Consider the following 17,198-nt stretch of genomic DNA (forward strand, 5'->3'; position numbering starts at 1 on the left):
CGCGAGGGGGCGGCTTCGGCCGCCCGCCTTGCCCCTTCCCATGACGGCGAAGGCCGGGGCGCTCCGGCGTCCCGCACACACAAAGGAAAGCTGCCATGACCGCCATTCCCCTTCGGGCCACGGGGCTCGCGCGTTTTGGGATTGCCCTCGGCCTCGTCGCCCTCGTGCCCGGTTTCGCGCAAGCCGATGATGCCGGGCGCGACGAGTTCTTTTGGCTCGGCGAGATGAACAAGGCGACCGCCGTCATCAACAGCGAGGCCGGACTGCTTCCCAAGGACAAGGTGCCGGCGATCGCCGCCGCGATCACCAAGGTGCTGGCCGATGGTTCGCAGCCCGGCGCCAAGCGCCCCTCCACCGTGATCAGTTTCGAGCCTCTCCTCATCAAGGCGGGCGGCGTCGAGGTGACGCTGCTGCATGCCGGCCGCTCCAGCCAGGACATGCATGCGACCTACCGGGCCGCGATCCTGCGCGACGATCTCCTGTCGCTGGCCAAGCAGCTCGAGGCGACGACGCGCACGCTGGTCGACCTCGCCGACCGGCATCGCGAGACGATCGTGCCGAACTATACCAACGGCGTGGCGGCCCAGCCGAACAGCTATGCGCACTATCTCCTGGGACACGCCGCCGGCTTCGGGCGCGATGCCGAGCGCATCCGCGAGGCCTATGCCCGCGTCGACCGGTCGGCGATGGGCACCACGGTCTTGAACGGCACCGGCTGGCCGCTCGACCGCGACCGGATGGCCGGCTATCTCGGCTTTGCCGGCATCGTCGACAACGCCTACGACGCCTCGCAGATCTCCTCGATGGAACATCCGGTGGAAGTCGGGTCGATCGTCACCTCGATCGCCCTCCACACCGGGCACTTCATCGAGGACGTGATGACGCAATATGCGCAGACGCGGCCCTGGATCCTGCTCGAGGAGGGCGGCGGCAACACCTACGTGTCGTCCGCCATGCCGCAGAAGCGCAACCCCGGCCTCCTGAACTCGACCCGCAGCGACGCCTCCGCCGCGATCGCGCTGGCGCTCGGGCCGATCCTCCAGGCCCACAACATCACGCCCGGCATGAACGACCCGAAGGACGTCGAGGCGAACTCCGCCGTGGTGGCCGCTGGCGTCGAGACGCTGGCCGGCCTCGACAAGGTGCTGAAGGGCCTCATGATCAGCCCGGAGCGGGCGCTGGAGGAGCTGAACAGCGACTGGACCGCCTCGCAGGAGATCGCCGACATCCTGATGCGCGACCATGGGCTGCCGTTCCGCGAGGGCCATCACGTCGCCTCGGAGATCGTGACCTATGCGCGGGCGAACGGCATCAAGCCGCTCGACTTCCCGTTCGCGGATGCGCAGCGCATCTATGCCGAGACGGTGAAGGGCACGGCGTTCCCGCAGGTGCTGCCGATGACGGAGGCCGAATTTCGCGCCGCGCTCGACCCGGCGGCGATCGTGCGCAACCGCACGACCCGCGGCGGCCCGCAGCCGGTCGAACTCGAGCGGATGATCGTCGCCGCCCGGCAGAACCTCGACGCGCAGGCCACCTGGATCGGCGACCGCCGCGCCCATATCGACGCGGCGCTGGCGCGGCTCGACAAGGATTTCGCGTCCCTGTCGCCGAAGTGACCCGGCGACACGGCCGGGCGGCGGTGCGCACCGCCCGGCCCCTGTGTCCCTCCTTCGCGAGGGCGGCGAAACCGGTATCATGCCGGCCGTCGCATTCGGGAGACTGGCATGTCGTTGAAGCTTTTCGATCTCACGGGCCGCACGGCCCTCGTCACGGGCTCCGGCCAGGGTATCGGCCTGTCGCTTGCCGAAGGGCTCGGGCGGGCCGGCGCGCGCGTGGTGCTGAACGGGCGCGACGGGGGCAAGCTCGATGCCGCGGCCGAGCGGCTGCGCGGGGAGGGGATCGCGGTGGAGACGGCCGTCTTCGACGTGACCGACTTTGCGGCCGTGAAGGCTGGCGTCGATCGCATCGAGGCCGAGATCGGCGCGATCGATATCCTCGTCAACAATGCCGGCATCCAGCGCCGCGCGCCGCTCGAGGACTATCCGGCCGAAACGTGGGACCTGATCATGCGGGCCAACGTCGATTCGGTGTTCTTCGTCGGCCAGGCCGTTGCCCGCCACATGATCGGGCGCGGACGCGGCAAGATCGTCAACATCGCGAGCCTCCAGGCGCAGGCGGCGCGCTATTCGATCGCCCCCTACACCGCGACCAAGGGCGCGGTGCTGAACCTCACCAAGGGCATGTGCACCGACTGGGCCCGTCACGGGCTGCAGGTCAACGCGATCGGTCCCGGCTATTTCGAGACGCCGCTGAACCAGGCGCTGGTGGACGATCCGAAGTTCACCGAGTGGCTGCAGGTGCGCACGCCGACCGGGCGCTGGGGCAAGGTCGAGGAACTGCAGGGCGCCTGCATCTTCCTCGCCTCCGACGCCTCCACCTTCGTCAACGGGCAGATCGTCTATGTCGACGGGGGCGTGCTGGCGACGCTCTGAGGCGCTGCTCGGCCGACGCCCGGTGCCGGGTGCACATGGACCCAAGCGGTGATACGAGGGGGCGACGGCGGCCGGGGCGGGAGCGATTTTCCCTCGGGCCGCACCCGCTCTTCGAGGACTGCCGCCTTGCTAGACACCTCCCGCATTCCCGTCTTCGACGGCCACAACGACACGCTGCTCCGCCTGATGGAGGACGCGACCGGCGAGGCCGAGCGGCGCTTCTTCGACGGGGGGGCCGGCGGCCATATCGACCTGGCGCTGGCGGCCGAAGGTGGGCTCGTCGGCGGCCTCTTCGCCGTGTTCCCGCCCTCGCACATGGACGCCTCGCTGTCGGATGCGATGCGCGTGCCCCCTTACGCGCTGCCCTTTCCCGAAACGCCGAGCCTTGCCGACGCGCGCGAGACGACGCTGCGGATGATCGCGATCCTCCTGCGCCTCGAGCGCACGTCCGGCGGGCGCTTCGCCGTCTGCCGAACGGCCGGCGAGATCGAGGCGGCGATCGGGCGCGGCAGCTTCGCCGCCGTCCTCCACATCGAGGGCGCGGAGGCAATCGATGCCGACCTCGACATGCTCGACGTGCTCCATGCCGCCGGCCTGCGCTCGGTCGGCCCCTTGTGGAGCCGGCCGAACGTCTTCGGCGACGGCGTGCCGATGCGCTTTCCATCGTCCCCGGATACCGGCCCGGGCCTGTCGGAGGCCGGCCGGCGACTGGTCAAGCGCTGCAACGCGCTGCGCATCCTCGTCGATTGCTCGCATCTCAACGAGAAGGGTTTCGACGACGTGGCCGCCCTCTCGGAAGCGCCGCTGGTCGCCACCCACTGCAACGCCCACGCGGTGACGCCGCACAGCCGCAACCTCACCGACCGGCAGCTCGGCGCGATCCGCGAGACGGGCGGACTGGTCGGCCTGAACTTTGCGACCGCGTTTCTCGGCGACGGCGGCATGGACGAGACGATCGGCCTCGACCCGATGCTGCGCCACCTCGACCATCTCCTCCGGCATCTCGGCGAGGAGGGCGTGGCGCTCGGTTCCGACTTCGACGGGGCGACGATCCCGAGCGCGGTCGGATCGGCCGCCGGCCTCCCGCGCCTCCTGGACGCGATGATGGCGGCTGGCTACGGGCGCGAACTCGTCGAGCGCATCGCCTGGCGCAACTGGCTGTCGGTGCTGCGGCGGACCTGGGGCGCCTGAGCGCCCCTACGCCCCGGTCGCGAGGGCAAAGCCCTCGTCGATCCAGCCGGTGATGCCGCCCGCCATGATCTTCACCGGGCGGCCGAGTTCGGCGAGCCGCAACGCCCCGCGCACCGCCCCGTTGCAATGGGGACCGGCGCAGTAGGTGACGAAGAGCGTGTCCGGCGGATAGGCCTCCAGCCGCGAGCGGACGATCTTGCCATGCGGCAGATGGATCGCGCCCGGCACGTGCCCGGCCTCGAACTGGGCGGGACCCCGCACGTCGAGCAGCACGAAGTCGGGCCCGTGCGACAGGGCGTCGTGGACGTCCCAGCAGTCGGTCTCGAAGCGGAAGGCGGCGGCGAAGTGCTCGCGCGCCAGCGTGCTCGGGGCGGCGGGAACGGCGGTGACGTTGGACGGCATGGAAACCTCCTTCAGCGGAATGCCGCCATATCGCCGCAAGCCGCCGGCGCTTGCCATTGGCAGGGATGACAGAGTACGGGCAGATCATGCCAAACACCGCTGGCCCCCTCATCGTCGCACTCCTCTACGATGGTCTCTGCACCTTCGAGTTCGGCATCGTCGCCGAAGTCTTCGGCCTGCCGCGTCCCGAGATGGGGGAGGGGTGGTATCGCTTCGCGAGCGCGGCGGTGGAGGCGGGGCCGCTGCGCGCCCATGGCGGCTTCGCGCTCCAGCCGGACCACGGGATCGAGCTCGTGGACGCGGCCGACATCGTCGTCGTGCCGGGCTGGAAAGGGGCGGGCGTCGCGGTGCCGGATACGCTCGCCGAGCGGCTGCGGGCGGCGCACGAGCGGGGCGCGCGGCTCGTCTCGATCTGTTCGGGCGCCTTCGTGCTCGCCGCCACGGGCCTTCTCGACGGTGGGACGGCGACCACCCACTGGCGCTACGCGGAGGCCCTGCGTGCGCTTCATCCCAGCATCGCGGTGGACGACGCCTCACTCTACCGTTCGCATGGGCGCATCCACACCTCGGCGGGCAGCGCGGCGGGCATCGACCTCCTGATCGCGATCGTGCGCGAGGACTTCGGCGATGCCGCCGCCAACTCGGTGGCGCGTCGGCTGGTGATGCCGGCTCATCGCGGCGGCGGTCAGGCGCAGTTCCTCGAGCGGCCGGTCCCCGTGCAGCGCTCGGGCGCCGTCGCGCCGCTTCTCGACGCGGTGCGCGCCGACCTCGCCCATCCCTGGACGGTCGAGCGCATGGCCGATGCCTGCCGCATGAGCCTTCGCACCTTCGCACGGCGCTTCCAGGAGGCCGTGGGCATGCCGCCCGGCGAATGGCTGGCCGGTGAGCGGGTGGACGCGGCCAAGCATCTCCTCGTCGCGCGGCAGCATGGGCTGGACGAGATCGCGGCCGCCACCGGCTTCGGCACCGCGGACACGATGCGCCACCATTTCGCGCGGCGCGTCGGCATCAGCCCGAAGGCCTATCAGGCGCAGTTCGGCACCGGTGCTTTGCCGGCGTCACGCATTGAGAAGGCGGGGCGGGAGCCACGGTCGCGCCTTTCGCGTTGAACCGGACGACGCCGGGAGACTCGAGATGGACGACCCTCACAACCTCCAGCGGTTTCTGGATGCGCAGGCGCCCGTGATCGAAACGGTCGAGAGCGAGTTGCGCGACGGGCGGAAGCGCAGCCACTGGATGTGGTTCGTGTTTCCGCAGATCGACGGCCTCGGCCGCAGCCCGACCGCCCGGCACTTCGCCATTCGATCGCTCGCCGAGGCGGAGGCGTTCCTCGCCCATCCGGTTCTCGGGGCCCGCCTCCGGCGTTTGACGGACTTGGTGAACCGGCACCACGGCCGCTCGGCCCTGGACGTCTTCGGTCCGCCCGACGACATGAAGTTCCATTCCAGCATGACGCTGTTCGCCCGTGCGTCGGGCGGCGAGGCGGTCTTCACCGAGGCCATGGCCGGGTTCTTCGCAGGCCGTGAGGACCTGGCGACGATCGCCATCCTCGACGGCCGGGCCGGTCCCGGCTGAGGCCTGTCAGAGCGCGGCCTGCGCCGGCATCGGCAGGTAGGCGACGCGCTCGTAGGGCACGTCGGCGCGCGGCAGCGCCTCGCGCCCGCGGATGATGTCGGAGGCTTTCTCCGCGATCATGATCGTCGGCGCGTTGAGGTTGCCGGTGGTGATCGAGGGCATGATCGAGGAATCGACGACGCGCAGCCGATCGATGCCGATCACCCGCGTCTCGGGGTCCACCACCGCCAGCGGATCGTCGCTCGCGCCCATCCGGCAGGTGCAGGACGGGTGGTAGGCGCTCTCGACATGCTCGGTGACGAAGCGGTCGATCTCCTCGTCGCTCTGGACGGCCTCGCCCGGCTGGATCTCGCGCCCGCGATAGCGGTCGAACGAGGGTTGCGCGAAGATCTCGCGCGTCAGGCGAACGCAGGCGCGCATCTCCGCCCAGTCGTCGGGATGGCTCATGTAGTTGAAGAGGATGCGGGGCGCCGCCGCCGGATCGGCGGAGGCCAGGCGCACGTGCCCCCGCGACTTCGAGCGCATCGGCCCGACATGGGCCTGGAACCCGTGCTCGGAGGCGAGGCCCCGGCCGTCATAGGTCACGGCGAGCGGCAGGAAGTGGTACTGGATGTCGGCATGCTCGACATCGGGGCGCGAGCGGATGAAGCCGCAGCTCTCGAAATGGTTGGTCGCCCCAAGGCCCCGCTTGGTGAAGAGCCAGCGCGCCCCGATCGAACCCCTGGCGAAGGGCGACATGGCTGAGAACAGCGTGATCGGCTCGCGGCAGGCGACCTGGAAGTAGAATTCGAGGTGGTCCTGCAGGTTCTCGCCGACGCCGCGCCGGTCGGCGACGACCGCGATGCCGTAACTCTTCAGCTCGTGGCCGGGCCCGACGCCGGAGAGCTTCAGGAGCTTTGGACTGTTGATCGACCCGGCGGCAAGGATGACCTCGCGGCGTGCCAGCGCCTGGCGCGCGGTGCCGCCGACGCGGAAGGCGACGCCGGACGCCGTGCGCCCGTCGAAGAGGACGCGCTCGACGAGCGCGTGGGTGACGACCTTGAGGTTCGGCCGCCCGAGCGCGGGCTTCAGGTAGGCGTTGGCGGTGGACCAGCGGCGGCCGTTGTGGACGGTCATGTCCATCCGGCCGAAGCCTTCCTGCGTCGCGCCGTTGATGTCCTCGTTCATCGCATGGCCGGCCTCGCCCGCCGCCCGCACGAACGCGTCGTAGAGCGGGTTGGCGAGCGTGCCGTAGGTCGTGTGAAGCGCGCCCTCGCCGCCGCGGTAGGGGTCGCCGCCCGCGCGCCGGTTCTCGGCACGGCGGAAATAGGGAAGGACGTCCGGGTAGCTCCAGCCGGTCGCGCCCTGGTTTTCCCAGCGGTCGAAATCGGCCGGCGCGCCGCGCACGTAGACCATGCCGTTGATCGAGGACGAGCCGCCGAGCACCTTGCCGCGCGGGCAGTTCATCCGGCGGCCGTTGAGATGGGGTTCCGGCTCGGATTCGTAGCCCCAGTTGTACTTCCGCATGTTCATCGGGATCGACAGCGCGCTCGGCATCTGGATCAGCACCGAGCGGTCGGAACCGCCGAACTCGAGGACGAGGACGGTGCTGCGCCCGTCCTCCGTCAGCCGGTTCGCGAGGACGCAGCCGGCCGAGCCGGCACCGACGATCACGTAGTCGAAGTGTTCGATCTCCATCGCCTGCCGCTCCGGATCAGTAGGGCGCGTCGACGCGGCCGAGATTGACGTAGACGCTCTTCGCCTGCGTATGCGCGAGGAGCGCGGCGCGCCCGTTCTCGCGCCCGAGGCCCGATTCCTTGGCACCGCCGAAGGGCAGCTCGATCGGCGTGATGTTGTAGGTGTTGATCCAGGTCGTGCCGGCCTCGAGCCGGGCGACGACGCGGTGGGCGCGCGCGAGGTCGCGCGTGAAGACGCCGGCGGCCAGCCCGAAGCGCGTGTCGTTGGCGCGCGCCACCACCTCGTCCTCGCTCCGGAACGGGAGGACGGTCATCACCGGGCCGAAGATCTCCTCCCGCACGATCGTCATGTCGTCGCGGCACCCGTCGAAGATCGTCGGCTCGACGAAGTAGCCCCGGCCGAGCGCGCCGGCCGTCACCCGGTTGCCGCCGCACAGGAGCCGGGCGCCGCCGCGGCGGCCCTCCTCGATATAGGAGAGGACCTTATTCATGTGCGTCTGCGAGATCAGCGCGCCGACCTGCGTCGCGGGATCGGCGGGATCGCCGACCACCATGGCGCGGGTGCGCGAGGCAAGCTTCTCGAGAAAGGCCTCACGCACGTCCTCGTGCACGAAGACGCGCGTGCCGTTGGAGCAGACCTCGCCGGCGGAATAGAAGTTGGCGAGCATCGCCCCGCCCACGGCGTCGTCGAGATCGGCGTCGGGGAAGACGATCAGCGGCGACTTGCCGCCGAGTTCCAGCGTCACCTGCTTCAGGGTGGTGGCGGCGTCCGCCATCACCTTCTTGCCGGTGCCGACCTCACCGGTCAGCGAGATCTTGGCGATGCCGGGATGGCGCGACAGGAGGCGCCCGGTGCGCCCGTCGCCTTGCAGGACGTTGAAGACACCGGGCGGCACGCCGCACTCGGTCATAACCTCGGCGAGCTTCAGGGCGGTCAGCGGCGTCAGCTCGGCCGGCTTGAAGATGAACGCGTTGCCGGCGGCGAGCGCCGGGGCGGCTTTCCAGCAGGCGATCTGCAGCGGATAGTTCCAGGCGCCGATGCCGGCGACGAGCCCCAGCGGCTCGCACCGGACATAGCCGAAGGCGGCGGGCCCGAGATCGACATGCTCGCCCGCGATGCCGGCGGCCAGCCCGGCGAAATACTCGATGCAGTCGGCGCCCGACAGGACGTCGACGGCGATCGTCTCCTGGATCGGCTTGCCGGTATCGCGGGTTTCGAGAAGCGCCAGCTCCTCGTTGCGCTCGCGAAGCCGCATGGCGACGCGGTTGAGGATGCGGCCGCGCTCGGCCCCGGTCATCGCGCCCCACGTGCGCTGCGCCTCGCGGGCCGCCCTGACCGTCGCCTCCACCTCGGCCTCGCCGGCCATCGCGATCTCGGCGATCGTCTCGCCGGTCGCGGGATTGACGGTCGCGAAGGTCTCGGTGCCCTCGCGCCAGGGGAGATAGGCGCCGGCGACATGGCTCGTCAGCACCGGGGCGTCGGCGGCGCGCGCCAGCGCCTTCGGCTGCCCTCCGGCGTGCGGCGGCCGCGCCTCGGCGATCTGCGCGTCGGTGAAGCTCGTGGCGATGGTGCGGGCGAGCACACTGTCCGTCTCGCCGGCGTCCGACAGGGAGGAGCGCAGCCACAGGCCGTCGATCACGGCGGCGATCGCCACCGCGATGCGCGCGGCATCGTCGGCCGCCACCAGCACCTTGAGATCGTGGCGCAGGTTCGAGAGCATGCGCTGCTGGTAGACGCGCTGCACGCGCTTCAGCCGTGCGGAATGGAGGACCTGGCCCCAGAAGGCGAGCCATACGGACCCCGTGCGCCCGTCGAACTCTTCGGGCGCGAGATTGGCGTCGATCACGCTCTGGATGCGCTCGCGCGGCGTCTCGGCGCGCTTCAGCCGCCAGCGCGTGCCGTCCGAGACGCGCGAGGCGAGGTGACGCAGCGTCGCTTCGAGAAGCCCGTCCTTGTCGCCGAAGTAATGCGAGACGAGGGAGGGCGCGACGCCGGCGCGGCCCGCGATCTCCGACAGGCTGGCGGCGGCGAAGCCGACATCGGCCAGCGCCTCGATCGTCGCCTCGATCAGCTGCCGGCGCCGCTGGTCCTCGGAGCCGGAGCGGAGGGCGATGGAAAGGCGGGTCATGCGGGGGGTCTCCGGCGCAAGCATCGGACGGCAGGATTGATCACTCATTCAATCGAACGAAAACCGGTGGAATGCAATCCCTTGATCCCCGTATCGCGCTGCATGGGGGATGCTGGCCTGCGCCTCGTGGTCTTCAATCGTTGAGCATGAGAGATCAGGAAAAGGGCAGTCTGTCTCTCGTTTCGACAGAAGTCATGAGCGCTCTAAAAAGAATTGAACGACTGTTCAACTGACGCTTGACAGCTGCGGAAAGCCCGTTCTCAATTCACGAGGTCGTTCGATTGATGCAATGGTCCGCAGGTCGGTCCATCTGCTATCACCGGCGTCGGGGCATCGGCCCGTCACATCAGGAGAAGACCTCAATGGCGTCATCGCGTTCCCTCCTTCTGACCGGGCTGACGGCTCTTCTCCTCGGGGCGACAGCGGCCCAGGCCGCCGACCCGGCCTCGTGCCGCGCGGTGCGCTTTGCCGATGTCGGCTGGACCGACATCACCGCGACCACCGCCGCCGCCTCCGCGGTCCTCGAGGGGCTCGGCTACCAGCCCCGCACCGACGTCCTCGCCCTTCCCGTCACCTTCGCCTCGCTGAAGAACCGCGACATCGACGTCTTCCTCGGCAACTGGATGCCGACCATGGAGGCCGACCTCGCGCCCTACCGAGCGGAGGGCTCAATCGAGATCATCCGCGCCAACCTCGAGGGCGCGAAATACACGCTCGCCGTGCCGACCTACCTCTTCGATGCGGGGCTGAAATCCTTCGGCGACATTGCCAAGTTCCGCGACCAGCTCGACGGCAAGCTCTACGGCATCGAGCCCGGCAACGACGGCAACCGCCTGATCCAGGGCATGATCGACAAGGACCAGTTCGGCCTCAAGGGCTTCGAGCTCGTCGAGTCCTCCGAGCAGGGCATGCTGGCCCAGGTCGCGCGCGAGACGCGCTCGAAGAAGCCGATCGTCTTCCTCGGATGGGAGCCGCATCCGATGAACGCCAACTTCCAGCTGTCCTATCTTGCGGGCGGCGACGACGTGTTCGGGCCGAACTACGGCGGGGCGACGATCTACACGCTGACGCGCAAGGGCTTGTCGACCGACTGCCCGAACCTCGGCAAGCTCTTCGCCAATCTCGTCTTCTCGCTGCCGATGGAGAACGAGATCATGGGCGCGATCCTCGACGGGGGCGAGGCGCCGGAAAAGGCCGCCAAGGCCTGGCTCGCCGCCCATCCGGACGCCTGGAAGCCGTGGCTGACCGGCGTCACCACCTTCGACGGCCAGCCGGCCGAGTCGGCGCTCAGTCAAGCGCTCGGCGGCTGAGGGGCGCCGAACCCTTGAAAGACACGGGCGGCGGGTCGATCGCCCGCCTCCCGCCTCTCGTCCCATCCTTCTCGCGCGAACTTCGAGGCCGCATGACGCAATGGCTCGTCGACCACAAGATACCGCTCGGGGCCTGGCTGCGCGCCTTCGTCGACGCGCTCACCACCAATGCGCAAGGGGTGTTCGACGCGATCTCGGTCAGCCTCGAGTTCCTGATCGGCGGGCTGACCGCCGGGCTTGAGGCGATCCCGCCGCTTCTGTTCATCGCGTTGGTCGCGGTGGGCGCCTATGTCCTGCACCGGTCGCTTGCGCTCGCCGCCTTCGCCGTCCTCTCGCTGCTTCTGATCGTCAACCTCGGCTATTGGGCCGAGATGATTCAGACGCTGTCGCTCGTGTTCTGCGCGACGCTCGTCTGCGTCATCGTCGGGGTGCCGATCGGCATCGCGGCGGCGCACCGGCCCTGGCTCTATCAGGCAATGCGCCCGCTTCTGGACCTGATGCAGACGATCCCGACCTTCGTCTACCTCATCCCGACGCTGGTGCTGTTCGGCCTCGGCGTGGTGCCGGGCCTCATCTCGACCGTGATCTTCGCGATCCCCGCGCCCATCCGCCTGACGCATCTCGGCTTCACCACCGTGCCGGGCGCCTTGCGCGAGGCGGCGAGCGCCTTCGGGGCCACCAAGCGTCAGCTCCTGTTCAAGGTCGAGCTGCCCTACGCGCTGCCCACCATCATGGCCGGCATCACCCAGTGCATCATGCTGAGCCTGTCGATGGTGGTGATCGCCGCGCTCGTCGGCGCCGACGGTCTCGGCAAGCCGGTGGTGCGCGCCCTCAACACGGTCAACATCGCCATGGGCTTCGAGGCGGGGCTCTGCATCGTCATCCTCGCGATCCTTCTCGACCGCATCTGCAAGGCGCCGGCGCGCCGCGCCGCCAGGGGAGCACGGGCATGAGCGACACGCTTCCCACGATCGAGTTCCGCGACGTCGACATCGTCTTCGGCGATCGGGGCGGACAGGCCATCACCATGCTCGACAAGGGCGCGACACGCGACGAAATCCTGAAGGCGACCGGCGCCGTGCTTGGCGCGGCCGGCGTGAACCTGACGATCCAGCCGGGCGAAATCTGCGTCCTGATGGGCCTGTCGGGCTCCGGCAAGTCGACGATCCTGCGCGCCGTCAACCGCCTCAACACCATGTCGCGCGGACGCACGATCGTCAGCCATCGCGGCCGGCCGGTCGATGTCGGGACCTGCGACGAGGCGACGTTGCGGGACCTGCGCACGCACACGGTTTCCATGGTGTTCCAGCAGTTCGCGCTCCTGCCCTGGCGCACGGTGCGCGAGAATGCCGGCCTCGGGCTGGAGCTTCAGGGCATGCCCGCCACTGACCGCCGGCGCATCGTGGACGAGAAGCTCGCCATGGTCGGCCTCACGCAGTGGGCCGACAAGTATGCGCACGAGCTGTCGGGCGGCATGCAGCAGCGCGTGGGTCTTGCGCGGGCGTTCGCGACCGACGCCGACATCCTCCTGATGGACGAGCCCTTCTCGGCGCTCGACCCGCTGATCCGCACCAAGCTGCAGGACGAGCTCCTCGAGCTGCAGAAGCGGATCCGCAAGACGATCCTCTTCGTCAGCCACGATCTCGACGAGGCGATGAAGCTCGGCAACCGCATCGCCATCATGCAGGACGCGCGCATCGTGCAGCAGGGCAGCGCGGAGGACATCCTCCTGTCGCCTGCGACGCCCTACGTCGCCGAATTCGTGCAGCACATGAACCCGCTCAACGTCCTGCGCGGCTCGGCGCTGATGCGCCCGGCCGGCACGCTGCGGCGCGATGGCGACACGGTGCTGCTCGACCGGGACGGCGCGATCCGCCTCGAGCTCGACGCCGCCGACCGGCCGGCGGGCGTGCGGATCGGCGCGGGCGCCGGCACGCTCGGCCACGCCGACGCGCTGGAGGGCCGGGTCGACCGCCCCTGCGACGTGATCGTGGCGCCGGCCGACCTCAAGCTGCGGGCCGCGATCGCGCTGAAGCGCCAGACCAACCACCCGATCCTCCTCGTCGACGAGCTGGGGCGGCTGGCGGGCCTATGCGGCGACGACGAGATCTATCGCGGTCTCCTGCAGCGCGCCGCCCCGGCCTGACCGGCTCCGGTCAGTCGAGGCTGGCGCGGCCCTCGACGATCTCCTGGCGCGCCGCCTCGTGCCGGTCGCGCAGCTCCTTGAAGCGCGGCACGGCGTTCATGTCCTCGCCCGATTCGTTGCGCCGGGTAAGCGCCCAGAACTCTTCGCTCTCGGCGGCGTCGAGGCCGACGAAGACCTCGTGCCCGTCGTCGTCGATCGTCAGGGCGCGCATGCCGCGCAGGAACTCGCGTTCGTCGTCCGAAATGTCCATCGCTGTCTCCCGTCTGGTCGACCGGTAAAGACGCTGGCGCGCGAAACGTTCGCATGGGGCGGGTTCGCCCGGATGATTTTTCGCTGCGGCCGGACTGCGAGGTTGGCGGCGGTCGCGGCGTTTTCCCGCTGGTGCCGGCCCCGATCGGGGGTAAGCTTCCCCGGACCAGCGGGCGGCTTCGCCCGCCGGCACGGGAGGAGACCGCATCATGATCGAGCCGCAGATCGTCGGCTGGGCCCATTCGCAGTTCGGCAAGCGCGACGACGCCCGCGACACGCGCGACCTCATGGCCGAGGTCGCCTTGCCGGCGCTGACCCATGCCGGATTGCAGCCGGAGGACGTAGACGCCCTGTTCGTCGGTGTCTTCAACAACGGCTTCTCGTCGCAGGATTTTCAGGCCGCGCTCGTCGGCATGGGCACCGAGGCGCTGTCGCGCACGCCCGCCATGCGCACCGAGAACGCCTGCGCCACGGGCTCGGCGGCCCTCTATGCCGCGATGGACTTCATCGCCGCCGGCCGCGGCCGCATCGCGCTCGTCGTCGGTGCCGAGAAGATGACGGCGGTGCCGACCGGGCGGGCCGGCGACATTCTCCTCTCTGCCTCGTTCCGCGAGGAGGAAGCCGGTGTCGAGGGCGGCTTTGCCGGTCTCTTCGGGCGCATCGCGCAGGGCTATTTCCAGCGCTACGGCGACCGGTCGGAGGAGCTTGCGATGATCGCGGCCAAGAACCACGCCAACGGGCTCCTCAACCCCTATGCGCATATGCGGAAGGACGTCTCGGTCGAGTTCTGCAACACGGTGTCGGACAAGAACCCCTATGTCGCGGCCCCGCTGCGGCGCACCGACTGCTCGCTGATCTCGGACGGCGCGGCGGCGCTGGTCATCGCCCATCCCGACGTCGCCGCCGATCTGCAGCGGGCGGTGGGATTTCGCGCCCGCGTCCACACCAACGACATCCTCGCCATGTCGCGCCGCGATCCGACGACGTTCGACGGGCCACGACGCGCCTGGGCGCAGGCACTCGACGCCTCCGGCCTGTCGCTGGATGACCTCGACTTCGTCGAGACGCACGACTGCTTCACCATCGCCGAGCTGATCGAATACGAGGCGATGGGGCTCGCGGGGCCCGGCGAGGGCTGGCGCGTGGTGCGCGAGGGAACCACGAGCAAGGGCGGGCGTCTGCCGGTGAACCCGTCCGGGGGCCTCAAGTCCAAGGGGCACCCGATCGGCGCGACGGGCGTCTCGATGCATGTGATGGCGGCCATGCAGCTTTGCGGCGAGGCGGGCGATATGCAGGTCGCGAACGCCGCCCGCGCCGGCATCTTCAACATGGGCGGGGCGGCGGTCGCGAGCTACGTCTCGATCCTCGAGCGGGTGCGCTGACGAACGATCCTTGGCGGCAGATCGAACGGCGAGGGTGAGGCGATCGGGCCTCCCCCGCACCGCCAAGCCGCTGTCTCGCGGCTTGGAGCCGGCCGGGGCTATTTTGTCCGTGCCGCCGTCCTCGACGCGTCGGCTCGTCAGCGGCTGATGGTTCGAAGTCCGTCGAACCGGTTCATCTGCCGTTCATGTGGGTGGGCGTAAATCGAACGTGTCTTCACGAGAAGCGCCTGCTTGCTCCCGTCCCTTCGCGAGCAGGTGCCTATGGCTGGGCGCCCTTCATCGGGCGTCCAGCTATCTTCCCCCGCTTCCGGCAACCGATTCGACCCAAAGCCAACCACCCAACCGGAAGCCGGTGACGGCTCCCGGTTGGGCTTGGCTGCGCCCGTCAGGTTGCCCTTCCGCAGCGCGCCATCTTCGCACGGCGAAGGACATCTTCCAACTCGGCACGCGGCCAGCCCGGCCGGTTTCTCACCCGCCCGGCAGGAGAGGCGACGCGTCGCGCCGCAGCTCCACGCCGCTCCGGCCCTGCGCCAGCATGCGCGAGACGAGGTCCTCGACCTGCCGGGCGGCTGTCTCCACGGGCAGGCCGCCCTCGCGGATGTTGGAGATGCAGTTGCGCCGCGAGTCCGGGGTGCCGGGTACGGGCGCGTGTGTGATGTAGGCGCCGAGGCTGTCGGCGGCCGAGAGCCCCGGCCGCTCGCCGACCAGGAGCACCACGATGCGGGCGCCGAGCGCTGCGCCGACCTCGTCGCCGAGCGCGACGCGCGCCTGGCGCGCCAGAACCACGGGGGCCAGCCGCCAGCCGCGCCCGGCCGCGAGCGCGGCGATGCGCAGCGCGAGCGGCGCGGCGTTCAGCGTCACCGCCGTCGCCGACAACCCGTCCGCGATCACCAGCGCGAGGTCGGCGCCCTGCGCCTCGCTGCTGAGAGTTTCGCGCGAGGCGTCCGACAGGCGGCGTCCGAGATCGGGTCGGCGCAGATACTCCGCCCGGTCCCCGACGAGGCTTTCGACGTCGAGCGCTGCCAGCCCGCCGCCGAGGACCGCCTCGCGCACGCGCGGCCAGTCGACTTCCGTCCACACTGCCTCGCGCGCCCGCGCGTGATCGAGGAGGAAGCGCTGGTGGGCGTTGGTCGGCACGCCGCCGCCCACCTCGCCGAGAGCCACGCGCGCACCGGTAAGCCGGCGAAGGTCGAGCGCGCGCGGGCCCTGGGGAGCCGGCCGATCCTCGCCGCTCATGCCGCCGCTCCCCAGCCGGAGAGAAGCGGCAGGCGGTTCCCAAGATCGTCGAGGAGCGCGCGCGAGGCGCCGAGCCGACCGCGATCGTCGAGGATGCCGGTCTCGGCGAGCCAGCGCTCGAACTCGGGTGCCGGCGGACGCTGGAGCGTCTGGCGCGCGAACGCCGCGTCGTGATGCGACAGCGACTGGTAGTTCAGCATGATGTCGTCGGCGCCGGGCACGGTGATCACGAAGTTGACGCCGGCCGCGACCAGCAGCGTCAGGAGCGCGTCCATGTCGTCGCCGTCGGCATCGGCATGGTTGGTGTAGCAGACGTCGACACCCATCGGCAGGCCGAGGAGCTTGCCGCAGAAGTGGTCCTCGAGCCCGGCGCGGATGATCTCGCGGCCGTTGAAGAGGTATTCGGGCCCGATGAAGCCGACCACCGTGTTGACGAGGAGCGGATCGAACTCGCGCGCCACGGCATAGGCCCGCGCCTCCATCGTCTGCTGGTCGATGCCGAAATGGGCGTCGGCCGAGAGCGCCGAACCCTGCCCCGTCTCGAAATACATAAACTGGCCGCCCGCCGGGCAGCGGCCGAGCGCGCGTCCCGCATCCGCCGCTTCGCGCAGCACGGCGAGATCGATGCCGAAGCCGGCATTGGCCTTCTGCGAGCCGGCGACCGACTGGAACACGAGGTCGACCGGCGCACCCTTGGCCATCGCCTCGATCGCGACGGTGACGTGGCCGAGGCAGCAAGCTTGCGTCGGCACGCCGAGGCGGGTGCGCAGCTCCTCCAAGAGCGAGACGACGCGCCGGTAGTCCTCGACCGTGTCGGTCGCCGGATTGACGCCGATCACCGCGTCGCCCGAGCCCATCAGGAGCCCGTCCAGCGCGGAGGCGAGGATGCCGAGGGAATCGTCCGTCGGATGGTTCGGCTGGTTGCGCGTCGACAGGCGACCCTCGAGCCCGATGGTCGAGCGGAAGCGGGTGACGACGCGGCGCCGGGCGGCGATCGCCACGAGATCCTGCAGGCGGCAGATCTTAGATACCGCCGCCGTCATCTCCGGCGTCAGACCCCAGGAAAGCGCTGCGATCGCCTCGCCGTCGGCGGCGAGCAGCCAGTCGCGGAAGGCGCCGACGGTGAGCGAGGCGACGGGCGCGAAGGCCGCCTCGTCGAACTGCCGGTCGATGAGGTCGGTGACCTCGTCGCCCCGATCCGCCAGCAGCGGCTCGGCGCGGAAGGTCTTCAGCGGCGTGTCGGCGAGCGCCATCTGCGCGGCGAGGCGCTCGACAGGGCCGGACGCCGCGATCCCGGCGAGCGCGTCGCCCGAGCGCTGGGGCGTCGCCTTGGCGAGAAGGTCGGCCAGCGTTTCGAACCGGAAGACGGTGCCTTCCACCGTATGCGAGAAGGGCATGGGTCGGCTCCCC

Annotated in this window: 15 protein-coding genes; 9 read left to right on the plus strand and 6 right to left on the minus strand. The window is 70.0% G+C overall.

Annotation, left to right across the window (positions count from 1 at the left end):
• Positions 1–95 precede the first annotated feature (95 nt).
• The 3 genes from BM175_RS11880 to BM175_RS11890 all read left to right on the plus strand — a co-directional run bounded on the left by BM175_RS11880 (position 96) and on the right by BM175_RS11890 (position 3,683).
• Positions 96–1,616, plus strand: coding sequence for an argininosuccinate lyase (locus BM175_RS11880; RefSeq protein ID WP_090963297.1), 1,521 nt, complete (start codon positions 96–98; stop codon positions 1,614–1,616).
• Positions 1,617–1,724: 108 nt separating this feature from the next.
• Positions 1,725–2,492, plus strand: a complete 768-nt coding sequence (locus tag BM175_RS11885; protein WP_090963299.1) for an SDR family oxidoreductase — start codon at positions 1,725–1,727, stop codon at positions 2,490–2,492.
• A gap of 126 nt (positions 2,493–2,618) precedes the next feature.
• Positions 2,619–3,683, plus strand: a complete 1,065-nt coding sequence (locus BM175_RS11890; RefSeq protein WP_090963301.1) for a dipeptidase — start codon at positions 2,619–2,621, stop codon at positions 3,681–3,683.
• A 6-nt stretch (positions 3,684–3,689) separates the two neighbouring features.
• On the opposite strand, the gene BM175_RS11895 is transcribed toward BM175_RS11890, so the two are convergent.
• The gene (locus tag BM175_RS11895) at positions 3,690–4,085 is read right to left on the minus strand and encodes a rhodanese-like domain-containing protein (RefSeq protein ID WP_090963416.1); all 396 of its coding nucleotides are present in this window, start codon (positions 4,083–4,085) and stop codon (positions 3,690–3,692) included.
• Positions 4,086–4,150: 65 nt separating this feature from the next.
• On the opposite strand from BM175_RS11895, the gene ftrA reads away from it, so the two are divergent.
• Together ftrA and BM175_RS11905 are read left to right on the plus strand one after the other, a co-directional pair.
• On the plus strand, positions 4,151–5,194 hold the full coding sequence (gene ftrA / locus BM175_RS11900; RefSeq protein WP_210185789.1) for a transcriptional regulator FtrA: 1,044 nt from the start codon (positions 4,151–4,153) through the stop codon (positions 5,192–5,194).
• A gap of 25 nt (positions 5,195–5,219) precedes the next feature.
• Positions 5,220–5,660: a DUF1810 domain-containing protein gene (locus tag BM175_RS11905; RefSeq protein ID WP_090963305.1), complete on the plus strand. Its 441-nt coding sequence runs from the start codon at positions 5,220–5,222 to the stop codon at positions 5,658–5,660.
• Positions 5,661–5,666: 6 nt separating this feature from the next.
• On the opposite strand, the gene betA is transcribed toward BM175_RS11905, so the two are convergent.
• The gene (gene betA / locus BM175_RS11910) at positions 5,667–7,337 is read right to left on the minus strand and encodes a choline dehydrogenase (protein ID WP_090963307.1); all 1,671 of its coding nucleotides are present in this window, start codon (positions 7,335–7,337) and stop codon (positions 5,667–5,669) included.
• A 16-nt stretch (positions 7,338–7,353) separates the two neighbouring features.
• Positions 7,354–9,465: a betaine-aldehyde dehydrogenase gene (gene betB / locus BM175_RS11915; protein ID WP_175526842.1), complete on the minus strand. Its 2,112-nt coding sequence runs from the start codon at positions 9,463–9,465 to the stop codon at positions 7,354–7,356.
• A gap of 362 nt (positions 9,466–9,827) precedes the next feature.
• On the opposite strand from betB, the gene BM175_RS11920 reads away from it, so the two are divergent.
• The 3 genes from BM175_RS11920 to choV all read left to right on the plus strand — a co-directional run bounded on the left by BM175_RS11920 (position 9,828) and on the right by choV (position 12,921).
• A complete protein-coding gene (locus BM175_RS11920) occupies positions 9,828–10,775 on the plus strand; it encodes a choline ABC transporter substrate-binding protein (RefSeq protein ID WP_090963311.1) in 948 nt (315 codons plus the stop codon).
• 92 nt (positions 10,776–10,867) lie between these two features.
• A complete protein-coding gene (choW, locus tag BM175_RS11925) occupies positions 10,868–11,728 on the plus strand; it encodes a choline ABC transporter permease subunit (protein WP_090963417.1) in 861 nt (286 codons plus the stop codon).
• Positions 11,725–12,921: a choline ABC transporter ATP-binding protein gene (gene choV, locus BM175_RS11930; RefSeq protein WP_090963313.1), complete on the plus strand. Its 1,197-nt coding sequence runs from the start codon at positions 11,725–11,727 to the stop codon at positions 12,919–12,921. The genes choW and choV overlap by 4 nt, the downstream gene beginning before the upstream one ends.
• Positions 12,922–12,931: 10 nt before the next feature.
• Here the strand turns inward: choV and BM175_RS11935 are convergent, their stop codons facing one another.
• Complete coding sequence (locus tag BM175_RS11935) at positions 12,932–13,171, minus strand: hypothetical protein (RefSeq protein WP_090963315.1); 240 nt, start codon at positions 13,169–13,171, stop codon at positions 12,932–12,934.
• Between the two features lie 208 nt (positions 13,172–13,379).
• Here BM175_RS11935 and BM175_RS11940 point away from each other — a divergent pair, with 208 nt between their 5' ends.
• The gene (locus tag BM175_RS11940; RefSeq protein ID WP_090963317.1) at positions 13,380–14,552 is read left to right on the plus strand and encodes an acetyl-CoA acetyltransferase; all 1,173 of its coding nucleotides are present in this window, start codon (positions 13,380–13,382) and stop codon (positions 14,550–14,552) included.
• Between the two features lie 468 nt (positions 14,553–15,020).
• On the opposite strand, the gene eutC is transcribed toward BM175_RS11940, so the two are convergent.
• Positions 15,021–15,788 (minus strand): ethanolamine ammonia-lyase subunit EutC, encoded by a 768-nt coding sequence (eutC, locus tag BM175_RS11945; protein WP_090963319.1) that lies wholly within the window; start codon positions 15,786–15,788, stop codon positions 15,021–15,023.
• Positions 15,785–17,185 (minus strand): ethanolamine ammonia-lyase subunit EutB, encoded by a 1,401-nt coding sequence (locus BM175_RS11950; RefSeq protein WP_090963321.1) that lies wholly within the window; start codon positions 17,183–17,185, stop codon positions 15,785–15,787. Before BM175_RS11950 ends, eutC begins: the two co-directional genes overlap by 4 nt.
• Between the last annotated feature and the right edge of the window lie 13 nt (positions 17,186–17,198).

Origin of the sequence: Aureimonas phyllosphaerae (assembly GCF_900113065.1) — a bacterium.
Classification (GTDB): Bacteria; Pseudomonadota; Alphaproteobacteria; order Rhizobiales; family Rhizobiaceae; genus Aureimonas; species Aureimonas phyllosphaerae.

What these genes read in the sequence shown, in the direction of transcription:
- choW (WP_090963417.1), top strand. Translation starts at nt 10,868, where the DNA reads ATGACGCAATGGCTCGTCGACCACAAGATACCGCTCGGGGCCTGGCTG.
- BM175_RS11920 (WP_090963311.1), top strand. Translation starts at nt 9,828, where the DNA reads ATGGCGTCATCGCGTTCCCTCCTTCTGACCGGGCTGACGGCTCTTCTC.
- BM175_RS11880 (WP_090963297.1), top strand. Translation starts at nt 96, where the DNA reads ATGACCGCCATTCCCCTTCGGGCCACGGGGCTCGCGCGTTTTGGGATT.
- choV (WP_090963313.1), top strand. Translation starts at nt 11,725, where the DNA reads ATGAGCGACACGCTTCCCACGATCGAGTTCCGCGACGTCGACATCGTC.
- betB (WP_175526842.1), bottom strand. Translation starts at nt 9,465, where the DNA reads ATGACCCGCCTTTCCATCGCCCTCCGCTCCGGCTCCGAGGACCAGCGG.
- BM175_RS11885 (WP_090963299.1), top strand. Translation starts at nt 1,725, where the DNA reads ATGTCGTTGAAGCTTTTCGATCTCACGGGCCGCACGGCCCTCGTCACG.
- ftrA (WP_210185789.1), top strand. Translation starts at nt 4,151, where the DNA reads ATGACAGAGTACGGGCAGATCATGCCAAACACCGCTGGCCCCCTCATC.
- betA (WP_090963307.1), bottom strand. Translation starts at nt 7,337, where the DNA reads ATGGAGATCGAACACTTCGACTACGTGATCGTCGGTGCCGGCTCGGCC.
- BM175_RS11895 (WP_090963416.1), bottom strand. Translation starts at nt 4,085, where the DNA reads ATGCCGTCCAACGTCACCGCCGTTCCCGCCGCCCCGAGCACGCTGGCG.
- BM175_RS11940 (WP_090963317.1), top strand. Translation starts at nt 13,380, where the DNA reads ATGATCGAGCCGCAGATCGTCGGCTGGGCCCATTCGCAGTTCGGCAAG.
- BM175_RS11905 (WP_090963305.1), top strand. Translation starts at nt 5,220, where the DNA reads ATGGACGACCCTCACAACCTCCAGCGGTTTCTGGATGCGCAGGCGCCC.
- eutC (WP_090963319.1), bottom strand. Translation starts at nt 15,788, where the DNA reads ATGAGCGGCGAGGATCGGCCGGCTCCCCAGGGCCCGCGCGCGCTCGAC.
- BM175_RS11950 (WP_090963321.1), bottom strand. Translation starts at nt 17,185, where the DNA reads ATGCCCTTCTCGCATACGGTGGAAGGCACCGTCTTCCGGTTCGAAACG.
- BM175_RS11935 (WP_090963315.1), bottom strand. Translation starts at nt 13,171, where the DNA reads ATGGACATTTCGGACGACGAACGCGAGTTCCTGCGCGGCATGCGCGCC.